Source organism: Burkholderia sp. NLJ2 (genome assembly GCF_049487195.1).
Classification (GTDB): Bacteria; Pseudomonadota; Gammaproteobacteria; order Burkholderiales; family Burkholderiaceae; genus Burkholderia; species Burkholderia pyrrocinia.
Window position 1 is genome coordinate 2,405,511 of sequence record NZ_CP137810.1, and the last position, 20,632, is coordinate 2,426,142.

Genomic DNA, 20,632 nt, shown 5'->3' on the forward strand with positions numbered 1-20,632 from the left:
GACCACGACGAAACATCACGACTACACGACCAAGGGAAAGACATGCGAGTTGCGACCATCTGGACCAAGAGCCTGTTGACGGCCTGCCTGCTCGGCATGGCTGCCGCGGCCTGGGCCGCTTCGTCGTTTACGTTCACCGTCGACGGCAAGATCGACAAGAGCAACCAGCAGGGCAAGACGGCGTACGTGTTTTCCGAGCAGGCGCTGATGGCGCTGCCGCAGCATACGATCGTCACGTCGACGAGCTGGACGCCGAAGGCGACCTTCACCGGCCCGCGCCTGTCCGACGTGCTGAAGGCCGTCGGCGCGCACGGCACGCAGATCGAATTCCGCTGCATCGACGAATACACGTTCACGATCCCCGTGTCCGACGCCGACCGATACGGCGTGATCCTCGCGCGAACGATGAACGGCAAGGTGCTCGGCAACGACAACTACGGCCCGCTGTGGATCATGTATCCGCGCGATCAGTATCCCGACGAGCTGAAGACGCCGCTCGGCGAAGCCAAGTTCGCGTGGCAGATCATCGGCCTGACCGTGAAGTGACATGACGCGGCGGCGGCGGAAAAGCAGAAAAATCATCCTGGTCCTCGGGTCGCTGTGGATCATGGGATTCGCCGCGTGGGCGTTCCTGCTGTGGGACCTCCTGGCGGCATCGGTCAACGAGGGCGTGCTCGAAGGGCCGCGCGAAGGCGTGTTCTGGACGGCCGCGCAATACCGGAACGCCTATACGCGGTTCGACCGGCAACTGATCCTGTACGCGACGCACGAGGACGACGACTTCGATCACGTGCAGATGCAGCTCGACAGCCTGTCGGTGTCGTTCGGGTTCCTGCAGCGGCCGTCCGAGGTATCCCGATACTGGCTGCGCATTCCGCGCGCGCGCAACGAGATCGACGCGCTCGGTGAATTCATGGCGCGCCTGAAGCGCGACGTGCCGTTGCTGCGCGGCGCGCCGAAGCACGCGCAGCAGGTAATCGACGAGGTCAATGCGTACTGGCCGAAGGTCAACGGCCTCGCGAACTACTTCCGCGCGATCGAGATGGCGCAGCGCGATTTCACGTTCCATCAGTTGAAGGAAAAGCAACGCGCGATCCTGATCCTCGGCATCGTGCTCGGCGTGATCCTGTGTGCGCTGTTCCTGCTGCTGTTCTATACGATGCGCACGCGCGACGACCTGCTCGAACGGCAGGACGCGGCACTCGACGCGGAGCGCAAGGCGTCCGATCGCGCGTTCGAGATGATCGAGGCGAAGAACGCATTCCTCGGGATGGTCAGCCATGAGCTGCGCACGCCGCTGCAGGCGATCTGCGGGTCGATCGAGATCCTGCTCGCGCGTCCGCAATCCGACGCAAACCTGAAGACGATCCGGCGGCTGCAGAATTCCGCGCTGTCGCTCGAAGCGCTCGTCAAGGATCTGACCGACTACATCAAGCTGCGCTCGACGAAGCGGCTCGCCGAACTGGAAACCGTCGGCATGGCATCGCTGCTCGCCGAAGTCATCGAGCCGCTGCGCGAGAAGATCGCGGCCAAGCGGATCGCGGTCACGCAGCAAGTCGCGCCGCACGATCTCGCGATCCGCTCGGATCGCAAGCTGTTGCGACAGGTGCTGTCGAACCTGATCGAGAATTCCGTCAAATACACGCTCGGCGGGTCGATCAAGGTATCGATCATGCTCGCCGACGCGCCGGCAGGCCAGCAATTGAAGCTCGCCGTGCGCGACACGGGCACCGGCATCGCGAAGCAGCACCTGCCGAAGATCTTCGAGCCGTTCTATCGCGCGAACGACGCGGTCGGGCTGCACGTGGACGGGATCGGCATGGGGCTCGCCGTCGTACGCGAAATCGTCACGACGTTGCGCGGGCATGTGGACGTGCGCAGCGTGGTCGGAGAAGGCAGCGAATTCGTCGTGACACTCCCTGTCGAAGTGCCCGACTTCGTCGAGGCCGCCGGCGAAGCGCCCGCGTTGTCGGCAGCCGCCATGCATCGCGACCGGCGCGCGCTGGTCGTCGACGACAACGACAACGCGCGCGAAACGCTTGGCGCAATGCTGTCGGCGCTCGGCATCGATGCCGATCTGTGCAGCACCGGCCAGGAAGGTGTCGCGCGCTTCGGCACGGGTCGCTACGACATCGTGATGCTGGATCTCGAACTGCCGGACCTGAGCGGTTTCGAGGTCGCGCGGCGCATTCGCGCCGTCGCTCAGCCGGATGACGACGGCCGCCATCCGGCGATCCTCGGCGTCAGCGCGTATGAATCGACCGCGCTGCGCGAGAACAAGCAGGTGTTCGACGAGTTCCTGCCGAAGCCCGTGCACCTGCGCGAACTCGGCGCCCTGGTCGAAAAGCTGCTCGCCTGAATCGGTGCGCCGCGTGCAAACGCGCGACATCGCGCGCCGGCGCTGCATCACGCGTTCCCGCTCACGTTCCGGTTTATTCGCCGATCAGATGCAGCACGATGTCGCGCCGATGCGCGCCGCGTCGATGCTCGAACAGGTAGATCCCCTGCCAGGTGCCGAGCACCATGCGTCCATGCTCGACCGGGATCGACAGCTGCACCTGCGTGAGCGCCGTGCGCAGGTGCGCCGGCATGTCGTCGGGGCCTTCGGTGTCGTGTTCGTAGCGCGTGTCGTCCTCGGGCGCGAGCGCCGCGAAGTAGCGTTCGAGATCGCGCCGCACCGACGGATCGGCGTTCTCCTGGATCAGCAGCGATGCCGACGTATGGCGGCAGAACACGGTGAGCAGGCCCGTGCGGATCGTCTGCTGATCGACGAACGCGCGCACCTGCGATGTGAATTCGACGAGGCCGCTGCCGCGCGTGTCGACTTCGATATGCGTGATGGCCTGTTGCATGGCGATGACGTCAGGCCAGCGCGGCGAAGCCGTCGGCTTCGATCTGCTTCGCATCGGCGGGGCGCACGACGCGCGCGACTTCGACGCCGTCGCGCAGGAACACCAGCGTCGGCCACAGCTTGACGCGGAACGAGCGGCCGAGCGGGCGGCCCGGCCCGTCCTCGATCTTCAGGTGGCGCACGGCGGGATGCGCGGCGAACGACGCCACGATCGCAGGTTGCGCGCCCGCGCAGATGCCGCACCAGTTCGCGCCGAATTCGATGACGGTCGCACCTGCGAGTGCGTCGACTTCCGCGCGCGTGGGCGCCTCTTCGGAATAGCGTTGCGGGGTGTGCATCGGGGCCCTCGTGTGCAATTCTGGAACGTGACCGCGCCGGGTCGGCGGGTGCGGTCGGCGATGCCCTACTGTAGCGGAAAAGCCGGCGCGATGCCGGCGCACGCGGACGCGGAAGCCGTCCATCGCGATAGCCCGCCGCCTTCCGGGCACCACCTGCGCATGACGCGCAATTCCCGTTCCTCCATCGCGCCGCTGCCATCCGGATGACACGACAAGAATCGGAGCGCCGTGCGGCCGCGACAGGATCAGCATGCGAACTGATCCCTCAACAAAGCGAAGGCTCCGACCATGAACGCTCCGCATCGCGTCACCGAACCGAACATCCTCTATTTCGGCACGCCCGTCGTGCTGGTCAGCACGCTGAACCCGAACGGCACGGCCAATCTCGCGCCGATCTCGTCCGCGTTCTGGCTCGGCTGGCGCGGCGTGATCGGCATCGCCGCCAGCTCGCAGACCACCCGCAACCTGCTGCGCACCGGCGAATGCGTGCTGAACCTGCCGTCGTCCTCGCAGGCGCCTGCGGTCGACCGGATCGCGCGCACGACGGGCACGCATCCCGTTCCCGAATCGAAGCTGGCGCGCGGCTATGTGTACGAGCCGGACAAGTTCGGCACGGCGGGCCTGACGGAGACGGCATCGCAGACCGTGTCGCCGCCGCGCGCGCTCGAGTGCCCGATTCACCTGGAAGCGGTCGTCGCGGCCACGCACGGCCTCGCCGACGAAACACCCGACCTGCGCGGGAAGATCACGGTGTTCGAGGTGCGCATCCAGCGCGTGCACGTGCATCCCGCGCTGCTGATGGATGGCCATCCGGACCGCATCGATCCGGACAAATGGTCGCCGCTGATCATGAGTTTTCAGAAATTCTATGGCCTGGAGCCACGGCAGGTGCATGCGTCGCGGCTCGCCGAGATTCCCGAGCGCGCGTATCGCAGCCCCGACATCGAGCGCTCGCGCGATGCGGGCGTGCCGGCCGGCGCGCCGATGCCGATCGGATAAGATACGGCCGGCCACGCTCTTTGGCCCATGACCGAACCGACGGAGTGTTTTCAGTGATTCAACCGACCCCAGTATTCAAGGACAACCTCGCGCAACTGCCGGCCATCGACGGCGTCGCGCGCATCGATCTCGTCGGCGCGAACGGCGACGTGGTCGCGACCATCGAGAATCAGCCGGGCAAGCAGGGCTCGCTCGCGGTGTACAACTACCTGAAGCAGGCATTCGGCACGCTCGACGCCAACGCCGCCGAGCACGGCCTCGCGGTGTTCGCCGAGCACACGGCCGACGCGCGCAACCGCCCCGGCGCGCATCCGAACGTCGACCTGCTGCTGGCGATCGTCGCCGGCGGCGAAGCGCTGCAGATCGACGTCGTCGCGAAGGGCTGAGTCACCGGCGCACGCAGGCGCGCAGCCGGCCGATGCGCCGGCGAAGCCTGCGTCTACGCCGCTCGTCGAACCGGACACGACCGCCCCCCGCTGTCGATCGACTTCCAACGCGGCATGTCCGCCGCACACGCGCAGGCCGTCTTCGAGAACGTGCCGCATCGGGGCGAGTCGTCGCACCGACGTGGCGGACGATGCATCGCGGACATCGGAACGCACGTGCGTGACAGCGGCGGCGAAACGCACGATCATCGCGACCGCGCCCGTCGGGCGCGCATGTTCCTGTTATCCGGAGACGTTCACGTGCGCCGCTTCCTTGCCCTGCCTTTCATCCGCCGCATCGCATCGAGCGCCGCACTCGCGTGCGTCGCGCTCAATGGCACGGCATCGGCCGAGCCGCTGCACACCGCGTCGGAGATCGCCGGCGCATCGCTGGTGCCGCTCTCTGCGCTGCCGCGCTCGCCGGAAGACGGCGCGCTCGACGCGTTCTGCGCGCGCTACCGCGTCAAGGCAACCACCGCGGCCGGCCGCGACGTCGCGAAGCGCGACTGGATCGTGACGTCCGAAGCGCCGCTCGGCCGCTACACGGTCGTCACGTTCGCGAGCGGATTCAAGCCCGGCACGAGTGCGATCTGTTTCGCGCGCAACAGCAACATCGGCGTGTTCGACGGCACGACGCTTGTCGCGCTCGGCTATACCTCGCGCGCCTCCGGCTGGCAACTCGGCCCGGTGGATTCGCTGGAAAGCGGCGCGCTGCTGCTCTGGGGCGGCGACGGGCCCGCGCCGCCGGTCGCCGAGTTGCGCGACGAGAACGGCACCTTGCGCCTGACCCGCGTCGCCGCCGAACACACGTACTGCCACGGCCGCGCCGCGGTGCCCAACGTCTACGGCAAGCCGCTCGACGCGGCGCGCAAGATCCTGATCGCGCATGGCTGGCAGCCGCTGCGTCCGCACGAGAAGCCGGACCCGACGGACGGCGCCGCGAGGCTCGCGAAACACGGCATCATCGAAGCCGAAGCCTGCTCGGGCACCGGCATGGGATATTGCGCGCTGCGGTACCGGAACGCGGCCGGCGTGCTCGGCGTGACGACGGCAGGCGGCGAGCCGGACAAGCCGTCGGAAAACACCGTGATCGACTATCAGGTCGCGTGCCGCAAGCCCTGACCGGTGCTCCCGTCGTGCGCGCATGACGCCGTACCTGCGCGCCGTCGATTCTGCGGCTGGCCGCATCGTCGTGCCGAAGGCAGGGCACTCGTGAGTTGGCGATCGGCTTCGCCTTGGCGCCCGATCATCGTCAATCCGCACGATTGACCGGCTTCGCACGCCCTCCTAAACTGACCTCCCTTTTACGTCGCTCCGACTAAAGGGACTCCCATGATCGACCTCTCCACGCTCGCGCTGTTCTCCGGCGCGTGTCTCGCGCTGACCGCCACGCCGGGCCCCGACATGCTGCTGATCGCGTCCCGCAGCGTGAGCCAGGGCCGGCGCGCGGGCTTCGCGACGCTCGCCGGCATTCAGGCCGGCACTTACTGTCATGCGCTCGCCGCCGCGCTCGGGCTGTCGCAGCTCTTTCTCGCGGTGCCGATCGCGTACGACATCGTGCGTTTCGCCGGCGCCGCCTATCTGCTCTATCTCGCGTGGAAGACGTTCCGTTCCGACGCAACCTCGCTATCGCCCGTCGCGTCGCAGCGCCGGCACTCGACCGTCGCGATCTTCCGTCAGGGCCTGACGACGAACCTGCTGAATCCGAAGATGGCGCTGTTCGTGCTCGCACTGTTCCCGCAGTTCGTGCGACCCGGGCATGGTTCGATCGCCGTGCAGATTCTCGTGCTCGCGACAGTGCTCAACCTGATCGGGCTCGTCGTGAACGGCGCGGTGATTCTCTCGGCGAGCCGGCTGAGCCAGCGGATCGGCACGCGTCGCCGCCCGTCGAAGCTGCCGCAGTACCTGCTCGGCACGGTGTTCGTCGGACTCGCCGCACGGCTCGCGGTGGCGGGACGGAACTGATCCGGCGTCCTCCCGGGACGCACGGGCAGGCCCGATATCCATTCGGATAACTGGCCGAATTCAGGCCACATGCCAACAATCTGGCTCGCACATCAGCAACGAAGCAGCGGAGAAGCGCACGGACGTTTCTCCGCTGCTTCCGTGCATCCGGCGAGCCGCCCTCACGACGCATACGACGGCGCTCCTTCTTGCAAGGAAATAACATATTTGTTACTATGCGAACCGTCGCGTATGAAATCCATTTCTTCAGCGAGCAGGTCGAAGCAGGCGTGTTTGCGTTACCCAAGACACTGACCGCCAGGTTCTTCGCTCTCGCCGATCGCATGGAGCAGTACGGCCCGAACCTGGGCGAACCTCACACCAGGCCGATGGGTGACGGTTTGTATGAAATGCGCTTGAAGGGCCTCGAAGGTATCGCCCGTGTGTTTTACTGCGCGGTCGTCAACCGGCGGATCGTCATGCTTCACTGCTTCGTGAAGAAGACACAGAAAACGCCGCAGAAAGCACTGGACACCGCGCGCCGTCGGTTGAAGGAGATTCGATATGGCAACCTATAAGGCACTGCGCGAACGCGCGTTGGCCGATCCGACGGTACGCGCCGAATACGACCGGCTGAACCGCGAGGAATTCGCGCTGCTCGACGCGATGCTGGCCGCCCGGCGAGCCGCCGGTCTTTCGCAAGCCGATGTGGCGGAGCGCATGGGCACCAAGGCGCCCGCCGTCACGCGGCTCGAACGCGCGCTCGCGACGGGCCAGCACTCGCCGTCGATCGATACGCTGCGCAAGTACGCCGCCGCGTGCGGCAAGAAACTCGTGATCTCGTTCGCCTGAGTCGCACCAACGCCCGCACAGGGTTGAATCGGCCGTCGGTTACGCGAGCAACTGACGGCCCACCTGCCCCGCATCCCACCTAATCCCCGCCCGCGCACGCATCGTCGGCACGATCGCGCGTATCCACCACCACGCGCAGTTCCCGGCTATCCATCAAGCTTGCCGGCGTCACCGTGCGGCGCTGCCATGGAATCCGGCCGAAGTACCAGATCTTCCAGAAGCCGAGCGGATGATCTGGATTCCTGCGCAACAGCATGTCGAAGGTCTCGACGTCGCCGAGCGCGATCCGCGTCGCGTCACGCACGACTTCCCGCACGAAACGCGAGCAGAACTGCCGGCGCGACGCGAGATTGAAACCCGTGTCGTAAATCACGCCGACCCGGCGCATCGCCGCATCGACGAGCCGGCGCCGCTGCGCGGCATCGAGCGGCTGCTTCAGGCGCGCGATCACGCATGCGCCGCGATCGGAGCGTGCGAGAAACCGCGACATCGTCGTGACGCGCGACAGCGGAAACGTGCTCTCCGCGACCAGCGGCTCGACACCGCGCCGGCCGACGACGATCCCGACGTGATTCGTCCACGACCGCGTCGCGCTCGCCACTTCGAGAAACGGCCTCACGGTCACGCGGATGAACACGATGTCGCCGATCTCCGCTTCGGCCGGCAACGACACTTCATGCGTATCGACAGAATCGGCAGAATCGACGGTAAAGAGACGCCGCCGGCCGACGCCGAACGGGCGGCTCATCAGCGGCTGGCAACCGGTATCGACGGACATGAGGACCTCGCGCAAGTGAACATGCGGGACAGCATGTCAGCCGCAGCCGCGCCGCGCATCCGCCGCGAACGTGAGGGTGAGAATCCGTGCCGCCGGGTGTCGGATTTCGATACCGGCATGAGGCGTGAGGCGCGCGGCGCGATGCCGAACGGTCAGCGCGTCGCGCCCAGCGCCACGCGCAGCCGCTCCATCAGTTGCGTGTAATACCGCAGCACGTCGTCCTTTGGCACGACATTCGCGGTCGCGAAACGATCGGACCACGCCGGCTTCCATTCATACGAGCCGTGCACGCTGCGGTCGCCGTCGGGCGCCTGGATCAGCGAACGAATCCGCGCGTCGCGGCCCGGCCCCGTGTGCATGTCGAACAGCGCGTGAATATATGTGTGATACGCGTCGTACACATCGTCGTCGAACAGGTAGCGGTAGATGTGAAACGTGCGGTCGAGTTCGCGCTTCGCGCGGATCACGTCGTCCGGCGAAATGTCCTTCCAGTAGCCGATCCACGTGTAGAAGCACAGCAGCGCATTGAGCTGCGGCGCGACCGCGTCGTACAGCGCGAGCCGCTTCTCGATCAGCCGCTGGTTGGTCCACTGCACGAGTTCGAGCCGCTTCAGCCGGCGCGCGACGAGCCAGCCGAGACAGGCCACCGACAACGGCGTCAGCACGCCGAGCACGAGCTTGACGATTTCCAGCGAATTCCACGGATTATTGAATGGCTGCATGAATGGCCCGACAAGAAGAAACGCATCCGCGCCGGCGCACGATTCGGTGCGCGCGGCGCCTGCCCGATCGCGTCGACACTGACCGTTAGTTGCTTGCGCATCGAACGTCGCGCGGCAGCGCGAGCAATACGTTCGAAGCGGCGTGACTCGCCAGATTACCGGGCGATTGTCACCGAGCCGTGACCGTTCGTCGAGTCATCGCCTCGCACTCGCTCGGCGCTAGGTCGGAAGCGCCGACGTGAGCTTGACCTTCTGCATCGGAATGTCGGTCTTCACGCTCAGCACGCCGGGAATGCGCGTGAGGGTTTCCATCTGGAAGCGCCGGTAGTCGTCGATGTCGGCCGCGACGACGCGCAGCAGGAAATCGCAGTCGCCCGCCATCAGGTGGCATTCGACGACTTCAGGCATCTGCTGGACGGCATCGGCGAAACGGTTCACGGATTCCGCGTCCTGCCCCTTCAGCCACACGCGCGTGAAGATCGTCAGCCCCTTGCCGACCTTCGCAGGATTCAGCACGGCCACGTATTTCTCGATCACGCCGGCTTCCTCGAGAAGCCGCACGCGTCGCAGACACGGCGACGGCGACAGCCCGACCTCGTGTGCAAGCTCGACGTTCTGCATCCGGCCGTCGCGCTGGAGCGCGCTCAGGATCCGGCGGTCGATGGCATCCAGTTTCATTTGGCATCCGATTCCAAAAAAATCACAAATCACGCGTTCAATGCCAAATTCTCCGAAAGTTATGGCCACAACGCAACCCGATTCGAGTCAAAAAAGCAGACAATTCCTCCCCCGAAGGAGGAGTAATGAGCAGTAGCGTTTCAACGTCGTCCGGGCTTCGCGACAAGCCCGCCTATGTCGCCGAGATGGGCCGCGGATTGCGCGCGGCGCTGCCCGTCATGCTGGGTTTCGTGCCGTTCGCGCTGGTGCTGGGCGCGCAGGCCGCGCAAAAAGGGTTGAGCCTGTTCGAGGTGCCGATGATGACGGGCCTGAATTTCGGCGGCGGGTCCGAATTCGCGGCGATTCATCTGTGGACCTCGCCGCCGCACATCGCGCTGATCGTCGCGATGTCGTTCCTCGTGAATTCGCGCCACATCCTGATGGGCGCGGCGTTCGAGCCGTATATCCGGCGCCTGCCGCGCCGCCGCGCGTTCGTCGCGCTGTTCTTCATGTGCGACGAGAGCTGGGCGATGTCGCTCGCCGACGCGCGCTCGCGCTCGGCCACGCACCTCAGCGTGCCCTATTACGCGGGCATCTGTGTCGGGCTCTACCTGACGTGGATCTCGATGACCACGCTCGGCGCCGCGGTCGGCCCGACGATCGGCAACGTCGAGCAGTACGGCTTCGACATGGCGTTCACGGCCGTGTTTCTGGTGCTGCTGCGCGGGATGTGGAAGGGGATGCGCGCGAGCCGCCCGTGGTTCGTGAGCCTCGTCGTCGCGGCGGCCACGCACCTGGCCGTGCCCGGCGCGTGGTACGTCGCGGCCGGTGCATGCGCCGGGCTGATCGCCGCGCTGCTGTGGGAGCCGCGCGATGCCTGAGCTTCCGGATTTCAGCACCGTCGCGACGATCGTGCTGATGGCGTCGACGACCTACCTGTCGCGCATCCTCGGCTACGTACTGCTGCGCAACCGCACGCTCAGCCCACGGATGGCATCGGTGATGGAGAACGTGCCCGGCTGCGTGCTGATTTCGGTGATCGCGCCGGCCTTCGTGTCGACGCGCCCGGCCGACCTGCTCGCGCTCGCCGTCACGCTGCTCGCGGCGACGCGCCTGTCGATCCTGCCGACCGTCATCGTCGGCGTCGTGTCCGCGGGGCTGCTGCGGCACTTGCTCGGATAGAGCCGGTTCCCGCTGCTTGCGGGCTTGGGCTGGCCGTATTGCGGCATCGATCCTCGCTTGTCCCCCAAGGGGACGACCGGCAACGCACGTTCGCAAGCCCGCTATCAGCGCGAACAGGCCCCGGGTTCCGACCCGCCGCGTACGCGGCACCACTCGACGAACGGGCGCGCAATGCGCCCGTTTTCGCATCCGCGCCGGCGACACGACACGACGATTCTCTCGCCGGGATGCTAGCCTTGTGGCTTGCGCCACGCTGCACTTCCCTCCCATCGCCCATCTCCGCGAGGATCGCCCCGATGCAAGAAACCCGCCCGCTTTTCGACCGCGTCCTGCTGACCAACGACGACGGATTCGACGCCCCCGGCCTTGACGTGCTCGAACAGGTCGCCACGCAACTGGCGCGCGAAGTGTGGATCGTCGCGCCGGCGGAAGACCAGAGCGGCACGTCGCATTCGCTGAGCCTGCACGAACCGCTGCGCGTGCATCGCAAGGGCGAACGCCGCTTCGCGGTGCGCGGCACGCCCGGCGATTGCGTCGCGATCGCGGTCAGCCACCTGATGAAGGACGCGCGGCCCGACGTCGTACTGTCCGGCGTGAATCGCGGCGCGAATCTCGGCACCGAAACGGTGTTTTCCGGCACGGTCGGCGCGGCGATGACGAGCATGCTGGTCGGCGTGCCGGCCATCGCGCTGAGCCAGGCGTTCACCGATCGCAACGCGGTGCCGTGGAATACGGCGCTCGCGCATGCGCCCGACGTCATACGCAGGCTGGTCGCCGCCGGCTGGGACAGCGACGCGTGCCTCAACGTGAGTTTCCCCGCCCGCCCCGCGCAGGACGTGCTCGGACTGAAGGTGACGAACCAGGGCACCGGCACGCTGCAGGGTGTCGAGATCGTGTCGGGGCGCGACCCGCGCGAGATCGACTATCACTGGCTGAAGCTCGCGCGCGCGCCGCGAGAGGACGATGCGGATTCGGAAACGGTCGCGCTCGGCGAAGGGTATGTGGCCGTCACTCCGTTGAAGTTCGAGCGCACGCACGACGGCGCGCTCGCGCGGCTGCGGTCGAATCTCGGCTGATCGGGTTGGTCCGGTTGGCCGGGTTGGCCGTGTTGGCCGTGTTGGCCGTGTTGGCCGTGTTGGCCGTGTTGGCCGTGTTGGCCGTGTTGGCCGCGTTGGCCGTGTTGGCCGTGTTGGCCGCGTTGGCCGCGTTGGTCGCGTTGGTCGCGTTGGTCGCGTTAGCCAGACAGCGGCTTCGGCGCTTGCGCGTGACGCCTGCGCGAGGCGGCCCGGTTGCCCGGTCGCGTCGGCGCGCAACGTCGCGCGCGTGGTCGCCCGCACTGCGTCACGTCAGGTTCAATCCCCCGTCGAGCATCACGATCTCGCCCGTCACGTAATCCGACGCGACGAGCATCGCGACCGTCTGCGCGATATCGTCCGGCGTCGCCGCGCGGCGCATCGGCGCGCGCTCGCGCCAGAGTTGCTGCGCTTCGGTCCAGTCGGCAGTCAGCGGCGTATCGACCAGCCCCGGTGCCACCGCATTGACGCGAATCGCCGGCGCAAGCGTGCGCGCCAGCAGCCGCGTCGTGTGATTGAGCGCAGCCTTCGCCGCCGCATACGGAATCGACGCGCCCTTCGGCCGCACGCCCGCATGCGAGCTGACATTCACGACGCAACCGGCCCGGCCGCGCGACGCCGCTTCGAGCAGCGCGGGCTGCGCCTCGGCGACGAGCCGGAACGGCGCGATCACGTTGATCTCGTGCATCTCGTGCCACACGTCGGGCGTCGCTGCTGCGAGATCCTCATGCGGAATCACGCGGCTGCTCCCCGCATTGTTGACGAGCACGTCGAGCCGCCCGTGCACGGCGAGCGCGTCGCGGATCAGCCGCACGCGCTCGGCATCGTCGGCGAGATCGGCCTGCACATAGGCGGCGCCAAGTTCGCGCGCCATCGCGCGTCCGGTGTCGGCCGAACTGCGGGAATGCAGGATCACCGCATAGCCGTCCGCCGTCAGGCGGCGCGCGATGGCCGCGCCGATGCCCGACGTTGAGCCGGTGACGAGCGCGACGGGCCGATGCAGGCGCGACGCGCGCGGCTCGTCGGCAGCTTCGGTTTCAGGTGCGGTTTCGGAAATCGGGGCATGCAGCGGCGGGAGCGGCGCGTCCATATCGGGGAACCCTGTCAGTGGCGTTCCCGCATCATAAGCGCGACGACGCAGCCGGACGCAAACGTGACGGCGGCCACCGCGAGGATCGCCGCGGTGAAGCCGAAGCGGTCGGCCATCAGGCCGGCCGACAGCGCGCCGATCGCATAACCGAGATCGCGCCAGAACCGGTACACGCTCAGCGAACGCGCGCGCCAGCCGGGCTCGGACGCATCGGACACGGCCGCGATCAGGCTCGGGTAGACCATCGCCGTGCCGAGGCCGAGCAGCACGCTCGCGACGAGCCACCAGCGGAACTGCCCCGTCAGCGCGGTCAGCGCGAGCCCGGCCGCCTGCACCCACATCCCGGCGACGATCAGCCCCTTGCGCCCCCATCGGTCGCTCAGCGGGCCGGTGACGATCTGACAGCTTCCCCACACGACCGGATACACGGCCTTCAGGATGCCGATCCGCTCGATGCCGAGCCCGAGCGTCGTGAAGAACAGCGGGAAGATGCCCCAACTCATCCCGTCGTTGAGGTTGTTGATCATGCCGGCCTGCGACGCCGCGAACAGGTTGCGGTCGCGAAACGACGTCAGCATGAATACGTCGTGGAACGACAGCCCGGATGCGCCGGCCGGCCCGCCGCTTTCGAGCCGCACATGCGCGCGCGTATCGCGCACGACGAGGATCGACAGCAGCAGGCCCGCGATTGCGTAGAACACGCCGAGATAGATCGGCATCGGCCGCAGCCCGTAGCGGCTCGCGAGATAACCGGTCAGGAACGCGGTCACGCCCACCGCGAAATAGCCGGCGAATTCGTTCAGGCCGACCGCGAGCCCGCGGCTCTTCGGCCCGACGAGGTCGACCTTCATGATCACCGTCATCGACCACGCGAACCCCTGGCTCAGCCCGAGCAGCACGTTCGCGGCGACCACCCACTTCCAGTCCGGCGCCGCGATGATCATGAACGGCACGGGCAGGCCGAGCAGCCAGCCGGCGACCAGCACGCGCTTGCGCCCCCACGTGTCGGCGAGCTGGCCCGACACGAGATTCGCGAACGCCTTGACCAGCCCGAAGCTGACGATGAACGACGTGATCAGTGCGGTCGATTCGAGATGGAACTGCTCCGAGCCGATCAGCGGCACGACCGTGCGCTCGATGCCGACCATCCCGCCGACGAATGCGTTGACCAGCACGAGCAGCGAAAACTGCCGCCAGTTCTCGCGCAGGCCGAGCCTGATCGCGCGCCCGCCGCGCGCCACCGCCAGATTCGCCATCGCATCAGCCTCCCGTCACGCGGCGCCCCGCGTTGGCCGCGCGCAGGGAGTCGTCGGGCAAGTCGACCGGATCGACGACCGCGCCGGCCGCCTTGCCGCCGCAACCGAACCGGTATGAAATGCGTCCCGTATCGGGAGGCAGGAATGGTCTCAGGATCATCGGATTGCCGTGGGCCCGCGGATGCGGTAACATTCAATCAATTTGATGAATGATTGACCAAGGAGAGGCCACGTGTCAAGCACGGGACCCAAGCAAGCGATCTATGCGAGCCTCGCCGAGGTCGCGCAGGCGATCGGCCACCCGAACCGGCTCGAATTGCTGGAGCACCTCGCGCAACGCGAGCGGTCGGTCGAAGAGCTGACGACGCTGTCGGGGATGACGTTCGCGAACACGTCGCGGCACCTGCAGATCCTGCGGCGCGCGCGCGTCGTCGATACCGAGCGGCGCGGCAAGCACATCGTGTATCGCCTCGCCGGCGACAGCGAGGTCGTCGTGCTGATGAAGGCGCTCGGCCGCGTGGGCGAGCGCAACGTCGCCGAGGTCAACCAAGTGCTCGGCGATTACTTCCACGCGCGCGACGCGCTGGAGCCGGTGTCGCGCGACGAACTGGCGACGCGGCTGGCCGACGGGCTCGTCATGCTGCTGGACGTGCGCCCGCACGACGAATTCGCGCTCGGGCACCTGCCCGGTGCGGTGAACATGCCGTTGAGCGACCTCGAAGCGCGCATCGGCGAGCTGCCGGCCGACACGGAGATCGTCGCGTATTGCCGTGGCCCTTACTGCGTGTTCGCGTTCGAGGCCGTCGCCGCATTGCGCGCACGCGGTTTCAAGGCCGCGCGGCTGGAAGACGGGTTTCCGGAGTGGAAGGCGGCCGGCCTCGCGGTCGAGACCGGCGCTACGGCGTAATCGGATGCGGCCCGCGTCGAAGCGGGCCGCTTGCTGCTGCCTGCCGTTGCCAGCCGCTACTTGCCGGCCACCGCCAGCGACGGCGCGAGCGCGCTGTTCGGATCCTGCCCGTTCCACTGGCTGACCCACGCATCGTTCGGCGTCGAACCCATCACGAAGTCGAGCCTGCCGCCGGCCTTCATCTCGTCGTACGTGATGTACGGCCGATGCAGCGGCGCGCCGTTCAGGCTGACCGATTGAACGTAGCGATTGACTGCCGAAGGCGCACCGCCACCGGCCGTATGCGCGGTCACCTTGAAGCGCCGCGACCCGCCGAACTTCAACGGCCCGCTTGCCCCGCCTCCCGACGCAACCGGGATATCGACCGACGCTTCCTCGAACAGCGGCGTGCCGAGGTAAAACACGCCGCCCACCGGGTTCAGCGAATAGATGCCGAGCGCGGACAGCACGTACCACGCGGAAAGCTGGCCGCAATCGTCATTGCCGGGAATCGCCGCGTTCCGCACCCGCCGCGGATCGGCCAGCGCGGCCTTCAGGCTGTCGCCGCTCAGCAATGCACGGTCGCCCGCCGTCAGCGTCAGCGAGTACATGTCGTCCATCACCGTGCGCACGCGATCCTGCGTCTTCGACGGCATGCCCGCGACGTCGTACAGGTACGGCAGGTGGTTCGCCGGTTCGTTACCGGCAAAGAACTGGCCGCTGCGCCCGGTCAGGTCCGGAAAGCCCTGGTTATTGAGGAAGGTCAGCGGATTGGCCGGATCGAACGTCCGGTCGAGTTGCGCGATGAACTGGCTTTTCCCGCCGAGCAGCGCAACGAGCCCCGGGAAGTCGTGGAAGATGTTCCACGTATCGATCCACGAATTCGATTCGGAGAAGTCCGTCTTCTCGGCAGCCGTCGGATCGAAGCCGGGCACCCAGTTGCCCTGCGCATCCTTCGGCTGCGCAAACTTCCAGCCATTGTTCGGCACCGGGTTGAACACGTTCCGGTAGTTCTGGCTGCGTTGCAGGTACGGCCGGTAGTCGGCCGCGCTCTTGCCGGCCGCCTTGCCGACCGCGGCCGTCGCCCAGTCGTCGAACGAATAGTCCTGCGTCGTCGACACGGATGCGTTGTCGCCGGCGAACACGTAGCCGCTCTGACGATACTGGTCGAAGCCGTGCGCGCTCGCGCTTTGCGTGGTCGTCAACGCGATCCAGATGTCGTCGATGCCTGCGCTCGTCAGATGCTTCAGATACGCATCCGCGATCATCGGGATCGACGGGTGGCCAGCCATCGTGAAGGTTTCCGTTTGCGCGAGCGGCCACACCGGCAGCTCGCCCTTGCCGTTCTGCTTGAACTGCGTCAGCAGCGACTTGACCCAGCCGTCGACGCGCTCCGGCTGCACCAGCGTCATCAACGGCGATTCGGCGCGGAAGGTGTCCCACAGCGAGAACGTCGACGCATAGTCGAAGCCCGGATTCGCGTGCTTGCTCGTCGTCGGCGGCGACGTCGTGCCGTCGTTGGTCGAATCCATGCCGACGTAGCTGCCGTCCGCATTGTTGTAGACGGTCGGCGCGAGCATCGTGCGATACAGCGACGTGTAGAACATCGTCCGCTGGTCAGCGCTGCCGCCCTTGATCCGGATCCGGTCGAGCGCGGCGCTCCACACGCGCTCGGCCGCCCCGCGCACCTGGTCGAACGACTTCGCGCCGACTTCCGACGCGAGATTGGCCTGCGCATCCGCGATGCTCGACGGCGAGATGCCGACCTTAACCGTGACCGCGCCGCCGCCATCGTTCCCGTCGGCCGCGAACGTCAGATACGCGTTGAAGCCGTCCGCGCTGAACGTGACGTTCTTCGTATCGAACGGCTTCGAGAAACGCGCGACGAAATACGTCGGCTTGTTGTTCGCCCAGTTGTTCGTGATCTCCCAGCCGGCGATCGTCTGCGCGTCGATGACCTGGATCTTGCCGCTGGCGGTCGAGCCGCCGATCGGGTTGTCGATGCTCACGATCATGCTGCGCTTCTGCGCGGCCGCGCTCGGGAAATACGTGTAGCGGTGCACGCCCGCATGCGTGGTCGCCGTCATCTCCGCGAGGATCTTCGCGCCCTGCACGTTCCACGGCGTGTTGCCGGTGCCCTGCGGCGACATCCGCACGCGGTAGTAGCCGGGGCTCGCACTTTCGTCGTCGTGGCTGAACGATGCGTTGTAGGTGATCGACGAATCGGCGGCGACCTTCGCCAGCGTCGCCTTGTCGACCGGCGCGAGCGTCGGCAGGAACCGCACTTCGCCGCCCGAGCCGATGCCGATACCCGACAGGTGCGTATGCGTGAAGCCGGTGATCAACGGATCGTCGTACTGATAGCCCGACGTGCGATCCCAGTTCCACGGCAGCGTATGCGCGCCGCCGGTCGTGTCCGGCCCGAGCTGCACCATCCCGAACGGCACGGTCGCACCCGGGTACACATGGCCGTGACCGCGCACGCCGCTGCTCCAGTCCGCATTGATGTCGAGATTCGCGGTGCCGATCATCGGATCGACGCTGCGCAGGATCGACCTTCCGCGCGCATCCGCGTGCTCGCCCTGATCGTTCCGGTCGCCTTGATCGTTCTGGTCGCCCTGCGACGATCCCGATCCGGCCGGGTTCGACATCTGCGCAAGCACGCTCGCATCCGTCGAAGCCTGATCGCCCCCGCAACCCGACAACACGGCAAGGCACCCGATACCCACCACATGACGTAGCTTCATTCGTTCGTCCCTCCCTCTCTCTCTGCGTCGACCCTGTTCGCCAGAACCGCTCGTTGAACTTCCTCCGTCTGCAACATGTACCGGTTGTGTTTCGCCGTTCGCGACTTACGGCGCGCCGGCCGCCTGCGGGAACGACGGCATCGCCGACGCATCGGTGCCCCACGTCGCGGCGCTCGCGTCCGCCGTCATCGAATACGACAGCGTGCCGCCCTTCGCGATCTTGTCGAGCGGCAGCCATGCGGCCGGCCAAGACGCGCCGTTCAGTCGCAGCGACTTCACGTAGAACGACGCGGTATCGGCCGAGCCCGCGCCCGGCGCGGCGATCCGCAGCAGGCGGTAGCTGCCGTCCCTCTGCCCGACACGCACGTCGATCTTCTCGAACTGCGGGCTCGATACCGCGACGCCGCTCACGCCCGGCACGACCGGGTAGAGACCCAGCGCGGCCCACACGTACCAGCCCGAGATCGCGCCGAGATCGTCGTTGCCGGGCAGCCCCGCCGCGCCGGTGCCGAACTCGTTCGCGAGCGACGCGTGCAGCACGCGCTGCGTATGCGACGGCGCGCCGGCCCACGCATAGACCCACGGCACGGCCATCGTCACTTCGTTGCCGACGTAGAAATACGGCTGCACGGTGCCGATGTTCAGGTGCGTGAAGAAGGTGTCGAGCCGGTTGACGACCGACGCGGCGCCGCCGGCCTGCGCGACCACGCCGGCGAGATCGTGCGGCACGTACCACGTGTACTGCTCCGAGTTGCCCTCCATGAAGCCCGAGCCGTCGGTGACCCACGCGCCCGCCGACGTCTTCGGCTGGATCGCGTTCTTGTCGAACAGGTTCCGCCAGTTGCCGCTCGACTTCAGCAGCGCGCCGGCCGTCGCCGAATCGCCGAGCGCCGTCGCAAAGCGCGACACCGCGAAATCGCGCAGCGCGTATTCGAGCGTGTTCGACGCGGTCTGGTTGTCGCCGTTGCCCGACGACGGCACGTAGCCGAGCCGGTCGTAATCCGCGCGGCTGCCCATCACCGGCGTGCCGGCGCACGCGGCGCCCGGCGCCGTGCTGCTCTTCATGATCGACAACGCGCGCTGCGTATCGAAATTCGTCGCGCCGAACGCATACGCGTTCGCGGCGATGATCGAGCCCGCATCGCCGGGCATCACGGCCGTCTCCGTGTTGAAGTACGCCCAGCGCGGGAACGCGCCGCACGCGGTCGCATCGAGCACGAGCGATTGCACGATGTCGCTGGTGCGCACCGGATCGAGCAATGCCTGCAACTGGATGAACGAGCGGTCGATGTCCCAGCCGGAGAAGTTCGCGTACATCGTGCGGCCCTTGTCGACCTGACGCGTCGGCGCGGTCGATGTGCCGTTCGACGCATAGAAGTCCGGATACTGGCCGTTCACGTCGTTGAACACGTTCGGATGCAGCGACGCGTGATACAGCGCGGTGTAGAACTTCGTCTTGTCGGCGTCGCTGCCGCCCTGCACCTGGATCGCGTTCAGGCGCGCGCTCCATGCGGCGCTCGCCGCGTTTCGCACCTTGTCGAAATGCCATCCGGCGCGGCCGTGCGCATCGCTGCCCGGGTTTTCCGCGTCGAGGTTCGCCTTCGCATTCGCTTCGCTGACGAACGAGATGCCGAGCTTCATCATCACGGCCGGGTGCTGTTTGTCGACCGCGAACGTGACGGCGATCGGACGGTTGGCGGCCAGCGACGGCTTCGCCGCGAACGGCTGGCTGAACTCCGCGTAGTAGTACAGCGGCACCGCGTGCCCGGCCCAGCAGAAGCCGCTGCCCGCGATCGTCCCGGACAGCGCGCGATCGCCGACCTGCTTCACCGTATCGGCCGTCGTGCCCTGCGAGCGGTTGTTCTGTACGGTCGGATCGATCGCGATGGTCGCCTGCTGGCCCTGCGCGAGCGCCGGATACGTGAAGCGTGCGAAGCCGGTGCGTAACGTGGTCGTCAATTCAGCCTCGATGCCGTTGCCGAGCGTGACGCCGTAATAGCCGGCCTGCGCGGTTTCGTTTGCGTGGCTGAAGCTGGCCGGCGTGCCGGCGTCGCCGGGCGCAAGCTGCGGCATCACGTTCAGGTAACCGCCGTTCGCCCAGCAGCCGGTACCGCTCAGGTGCAGGATGCTGAATGCGTTGATCGACGTATCGCCGTACCAGTAGCCGCCGGAGAAGCCGGAACCGTCGCCTTTGCGCGAGTCGTATTGCGCGGTCGGCGTCATCGGGCTCCATTGCATCATCCCGAACGGCACCGTCGGCCCCGGGAACGTGCCGCCGCCCAGACCCGAGCCGACCGGATCGGCCGGCTGGTCGGTGGCGTAGTCGGTGCCGATCAACGGATCGACGTACTGGACGACGCGGATGTCGGCGTTCTTCTTCGACGCTGCGTTGCCGTTCTCGTTACCGTTGCTGTTGTCGTTGCCGCCGCCGTTGCCGTTTTCATTGCCCTGCCCTTGCGCAGCGGCCGACAGGTTTGCAGCCGCTGCCGACGGTGAATCGCCATCGCCGCCGCACGACGTCACGGCAACGCACAGCGCCAGCAGCGCCGTTCCCAACCCCCAGTTCCTCGACATCGCCTGTCTCCGTATCGTTCTTGAATCAAGCTGTTGTTTCGAACTACTGAGCTTTCAACCAGGAATCTTTTCGTGACTTGTCGCCTGCCCGGTCAATCGGTCGAAAATCCCGGGCGCATGTATTTATTTCCGCATTCGGTTGCCTGGAAAAAATACGCGCCGGCATGTCGAAATACCGGCGCCCAGGAACGAACAATGGGCACAAGCGTGCCCAAATAAACGTGATTTCTCTACCCCGTGTTTTTACGAATTTTTATT

22 protein-coding genes are annotated in these 20,632 nt (G+C 66.8%); 12 read left to right on the forward strand and 10 right to left on the reverse strand.

What is annotated here, in order from left to right; all coding sequences use genetic code 11:
- Positions 1-42 precede the first annotated feature (42 nt).
- Both R9B84_RS33185 and atsR read left to right on the forward strand, forming a co-directional pair.
- On the forward strand, positions 43-546 hold the full coding sequence (locus tag R9B84_RS33185; RefSeq protein ID WP_423761650.1) for a molybdopterin-dependent oxidoreductase: 504 nt from the start codon (positions 43-45) through the stop codon (positions 544-546).
- Position 547: 1 nt separating this feature from the next.
- Positions 548-2,359: a hybrid sensor histidine kinase/response regulator AtsR gene (gene atsR, locus R9B84_RS33190; RefSeq protein ID WP_423761651.1), complete on the forward strand. Its 1,812-nt coding sequence runs from the start codon at positions 548-550 to the stop codon at positions 2,357-2,359.
- A gap of 73 nt (positions 2,360-2,432) precedes the next feature.
- Here atsR and R9B84_RS33195 read toward each other — a convergent pair whose 3' ends face one another.
- Complete coding sequence (locus R9B84_RS33195) at positions 2,433-2,852, reverse strand: secondary thiamine-phosphate synthase enzyme YjbQ (protein ID WP_423761652.1); 420 nt, start codon at positions 2,850-2,852, stop codon at positions 2,433-2,435.
- Between the two features lie 10 nt (positions 2,853-2,862).
- The gene (locus tag R9B84_RS33200; protein ID WP_176114483.1) at positions 2,863-3,189 is read right to left on the reverse strand and encodes a thioredoxin family protein; all 327 of its coding nucleotides are present in this window, start codon (positions 3,187-3,189) and stop codon (positions 2,863-2,865) included.
- A gap of 288 nt (positions 3,190-3,477) precedes the next feature.
- Between R9B84_RS33200 and R9B84_RS33205 the strand changes: the two genes are divergently transcribed.
- The 6 genes from R9B84_RS33205 (at position 3,478) to R9B84_RS33230 (ending at position 7,409) form a co-directional block, all read left to right on the forward strand.
- The gene (locus tag R9B84_RS33205) at positions 3,478-4,188 is read left to right on the forward strand and encodes a flavin reductase family protein (RefSeq protein ID WP_423761653.1); all 711 of its coding nucleotides are present in this window, start codon (positions 3,478-3,480) and stop codon (positions 4,186-4,188) included.
- Positions 4,189-4,241: 53 nt separating this feature from the next.
- Positions 4,242-4,574 (forward strand): DUF2322 family protein, encoded by a 333-nt coding sequence (locus tag R9B84_RS33210; protein ID WP_423761654.1) that lies wholly within the window; start codon positions 4,242-4,244, stop codon positions 4,572-4,574.
- A gap of 273 nt (positions 4,575-4,847) precedes the next feature.
- Complete coding sequence (locus R9B84_RS33215; protein WP_423761655.1) at positions 4,848-5,735, forward strand: PASTA domain-containing protein; 888 nt, start codon at positions 4,848-4,850, stop codon at positions 5,733-5,735.
- Between the two features lie 210 nt (positions 5,736-5,945).
- Positions 5,946-6,578, forward strand: a complete 633-nt coding sequence (locus R9B84_RS33220; RefSeq protein WP_423761656.1) for a LysE family translocator — start codon at positions 5,946-5,948, stop codon at positions 6,576-6,578.
- A 215-nt stretch (positions 6,579-6,793) separates the two neighbouring features.
- Positions 6,794-7,135, forward strand: a complete 342-nt coding sequence (locus R9B84_RS33225; protein WP_423761657.1) for a type II toxin-antitoxin system RelE/ParE family toxin — start codon at positions 6,794-6,796, stop codon at positions 7,133-7,135.
- Positions 7,122-7,409 carry a helix-turn-helix domain-containing protein gene (locus tag R9B84_RS33230; protein ID WP_146254629.1) on the forward strand — a complete coding sequence of 96 codons (288 nt, stop codon included), beginning with the start codon at positions 7,122-7,124 and terminating at the stop codon, positions 7,407-7,409. The genes R9B84_RS33225 and R9B84_RS33230 overlap by 14 nt, the downstream gene beginning before the upstream one ends.
- A gap of 79 nt (positions 7,410-7,488) precedes the next feature.
- On the opposite strand, the gene R9B84_RS33235 is transcribed toward R9B84_RS33230, so the two are convergent.
- The 3 genes from R9B84_RS33235 to R9B84_RS33245 form a co-directional block, all read right to left on the reverse strand.
- Complete coding sequence (locus tag R9B84_RS33235) at positions 7,489-8,187, reverse strand: YebB family permuted papain-like enzyme (RefSeq protein WP_423761658.1); 699 nt, start codon at positions 8,185-8,187, stop codon at positions 7,489-7,491.
- A gap of 152 nt (positions 8,188-8,339) precedes the next feature.
- Positions 8,340-8,909: a hypothetical protein gene (locus R9B84_RS33240; protein WP_423761659.1), complete on the reverse strand. Its 570-nt coding sequence runs from the start codon at positions 8,907-8,909 to the stop codon at positions 8,340-8,342.
- Between the two features lie 219 nt (positions 8,910-9,128).
- The gene (locus R9B84_RS33245; RefSeq protein ID WP_006749370.1) at positions 9,129-9,587 is read right to left on the reverse strand and encodes an Lrp/AsnC family transcriptional regulator; all 459 of its coding nucleotides are present in this window, start codon (positions 9,585-9,587) and stop codon (positions 9,129-9,131) included.
- Between the two features lie 125 nt (positions 9,588-9,712).
- Between R9B84_RS33245 and R9B84_RS33250 the strand changes: the two genes are divergently transcribed.
- The 3 genes from R9B84_RS33250 to surE all read left to right on the forward strand — a co-directional run bounded on the left by R9B84_RS33250 (position 9,713) and on the right by surE (position 11,824).
- Positions 9,713-10,447, forward strand: coding sequence for an AzlC family ABC transporter permease (locus R9B84_RS33250; RefSeq protein WP_423761660.1), 735 nt, complete (start codon positions 9,713-9,715; stop codon positions 10,445-10,447).
- Positions 10,440-10,748, forward strand: a complete 309-nt coding sequence (locus R9B84_RS33255; RefSeq protein WP_321791049.1) for an AzlD family protein — start codon at positions 10,440-10,442, stop codon at positions 10,746-10,748. The genes R9B84_RS33250 and R9B84_RS33255 overlap by 8 nt, the downstream gene beginning before the upstream one ends.
- Before the next feature lie 296 nt (positions 10,749-11,044).
- Positions 11,045-11,824, forward strand: a complete 780-nt coding sequence (gene surE / locus R9B84_RS33260) for a 5'/3'-nucleotidase SurE (protein WP_423761661.1) — start codon at positions 11,045-11,047, stop codon at positions 11,822-11,824.
- Positions 11,825-12,089: 265 nt separating this feature from the next.
- On the opposite strand, the gene R9B84_RS33265 is transcribed toward surE, so the two are convergent.
- The 3 genes from R9B84_RS33265 to R9B84_RS33275 are packed head-to-tail and all read right to left on the reverse strand — an operon-like array spanning position 12,090 to position 14,327.
- Positions 12,090-12,911, reverse strand: a complete 822-nt coding sequence (locus R9B84_RS33265) for an SDR family NAD(P)-dependent oxidoreductase (RefSeq protein ID WP_423761662.1) — start codon at positions 12,909-12,911, stop codon at positions 12,090-12,092.
- 14 nt (positions 12,912-12,925) lie between these two features.
- Positions 12,926-14,167, reverse strand: coding sequence for an MFS transporter (locus R9B84_RS33270; protein ID WP_423761663.1), 1,242 nt, complete (start codon positions 14,165-14,167; stop codon positions 12,926-12,928).
- A 4-nt stretch (positions 14,168-14,171) separates the two neighbouring features.
- Entirely contained in the window at positions 14,172-14,327 is a 156-nt protein-coding gene (locus R9B84_RS33275) for a hypothetical protein (protein WP_423761664.1), read from the reverse strand.
- 72 nt (positions 14,328-14,399) lie between these two features.
- Between R9B84_RS33275 and R9B84_RS33280 the strand changes: the two genes are divergently transcribed.
- Entirely contained in the window at positions 14,400-15,074 is a 675-nt protein-coding gene (locus tag R9B84_RS33280) for an ArsR/SmtB family transcription factor (protein ID WP_423761665.1), read from the forward strand.
- A gap of 56 nt (positions 15,075-15,130) precedes the next feature.
- Here the strand turns inward: R9B84_RS33280 and R9B84_RS33285 are convergent, their stop codons facing one another.
- Positions 15,131-17,800, reverse strand: a complete 2,670-nt coding sequence (locus tag R9B84_RS33285; protein WP_423761666.1) for a GH92 family glycosyl hydrolase — start codon at positions 17,798-17,800, stop codon at positions 15,131-15,133.
- Positions 17,801-17,905: 105 nt separating this feature from the next.
- Positions 17,906-20,374, reverse strand: coding sequence for a GH92 family glycosyl hydrolase (locus tag R9B84_RS33290; RefSeq protein ID WP_423761667.1), 2,469 nt, complete (start codon positions 20,372-20,374; stop codon positions 17,906-17,908).
- Between the last annotated feature and the right edge of the window lie 258 nt (positions 20,375-20,632).

Bases quoted from the DNA above. Each gene is read 5' to 3' on its own strand.
- R9B84_RS33185 (WP_423761650.1), top strand. From the start codon at position 43: ATGCGAGTTGCGACCATCTGGACCAAGAGCCTGTTGACGGCCTGCCTG.
- atsR (WP_423761651.1), top strand. From the start codon at position 548: ATGACGCGGCGGCGGCGGAAAAGCAGAAAAATCATCCTGGTCCTCGGG.
- R9B84_RS33195 (WP_423761652.1), bottom strand. From the start codon at position 2,852: ATGCAACAGGCCATCACGCATATCGAAGTCGACACGCGCGGCAGCGGC.
- R9B84_RS33200 (WP_176114483.1), bottom strand. From the start codon at position 3,189: ATGCACACCCCGCAACGCTATTCCGAAGAGGCGCCCACGCGCGCGGAA.
- R9B84_RS33205 (WP_423761653.1), top strand. From the start codon at position 3,478: ATGAACGCTCCGCATCGCGTCACCGAACCGAACATCCTCTATTTCGGC.
- R9B84_RS33215 (WP_423761655.1), top strand. From the start codon at position 4,848: ATGTTCCTGTTATCCGGAGACGTTCACGTGCGCCGCTTCCTTGCCCTG.
- R9B84_RS33220 (WP_423761656.1), top strand. From the start codon at position 5,946: ATGATCGACCTCTCCACGCTCGCGCTGTTCTCCGGCGCGTGTCTCGCG.
- R9B84_RS33225 (WP_423761657.1), top strand. From the start codon at position 6,794: ATGCGAACCGTCGCGTATGAAATCCATTTCTTCAGCGAGCAGGTCGAA.
- R9B84_RS33230 (WP_146254629.1), top strand. From the start codon at position 7,122: ATGGCAACCTATAAGGCACTGCGCGAACGCGCGTTGGCCGATCCGACG.
- R9B84_RS33235 (WP_423761658.1), bottom strand. From the start codon at position 8,187: ATGTCCGTCGATACCGGTTGCCAGCCGCTGATGAGCCGCCCGTTCGGC.
- R9B84_RS33240 (WP_423761659.1), bottom strand. From the start codon at position 8,909: ATGCAGCCATTCAATAATCCGTGGAATTCGCTGGAAATCGTCAAGCTC.
- R9B84_RS33245 (WP_006749370.1), bottom strand. From the start codon at position 9,587: ATGAAACTGGATGCCATCGACCGCCGGATCCTGAGCGCGCTCCAGCGC.
- R9B84_RS33250 (WP_423761660.1), top strand. From the start codon at position 9,713: ATGAGCAGTAGCGTTTCAACGTCGTCCGGGCTTCGCGACAAGCCCGCC.
- R9B84_RS33255 (WP_321791049.1), top strand. From the start codon at position 10,440: ATGCCTGAGCTTCCGGATTTCAGCACCGTCGCGACGATCGTGCTGATG.
- surE (WP_423761661.1), top strand. From the start codon at position 11,045: ATGCAAGAAACCCGCCCGCTTTTCGACCGCGTCCTGCTGACCAACGAC.
- R9B84_RS33265 (WP_423761662.1), bottom strand. From the start codon at position 12,911: ATGGACGCGCCGCTCCCGCCGCTGCATGCCCCGATTTCCGAAACCGCA.
- R9B84_RS33270 (WP_423761663.1), bottom strand. From the start codon at position 14,167: ATGGCGAATCTGGCGGTGGCGCGCGGCGGGCGCGCGATCAGGCTCGGC.
- R9B84_RS33275 (WP_423761664.1), bottom strand. From the start codon at position 14,327: ATGATCCTGAGACCATTCCTGCCTCCCGATACGGGACGCATTTCATAC.
- R9B84_RS33285 (WP_423761666.1), bottom strand. From the start codon at position 17,800: ATGAAGCTACGTCATGTGGTGGGTATCGGGTGCCTTGCCGTGTTGTCG.
- R9B84_RS33290 (WP_423761667.1), bottom strand. From the start codon at position 20,374: ATGTCGAGGAACTGGGGGTTGGGAACGGCGCTGCTGGCGCTGTGCGTT.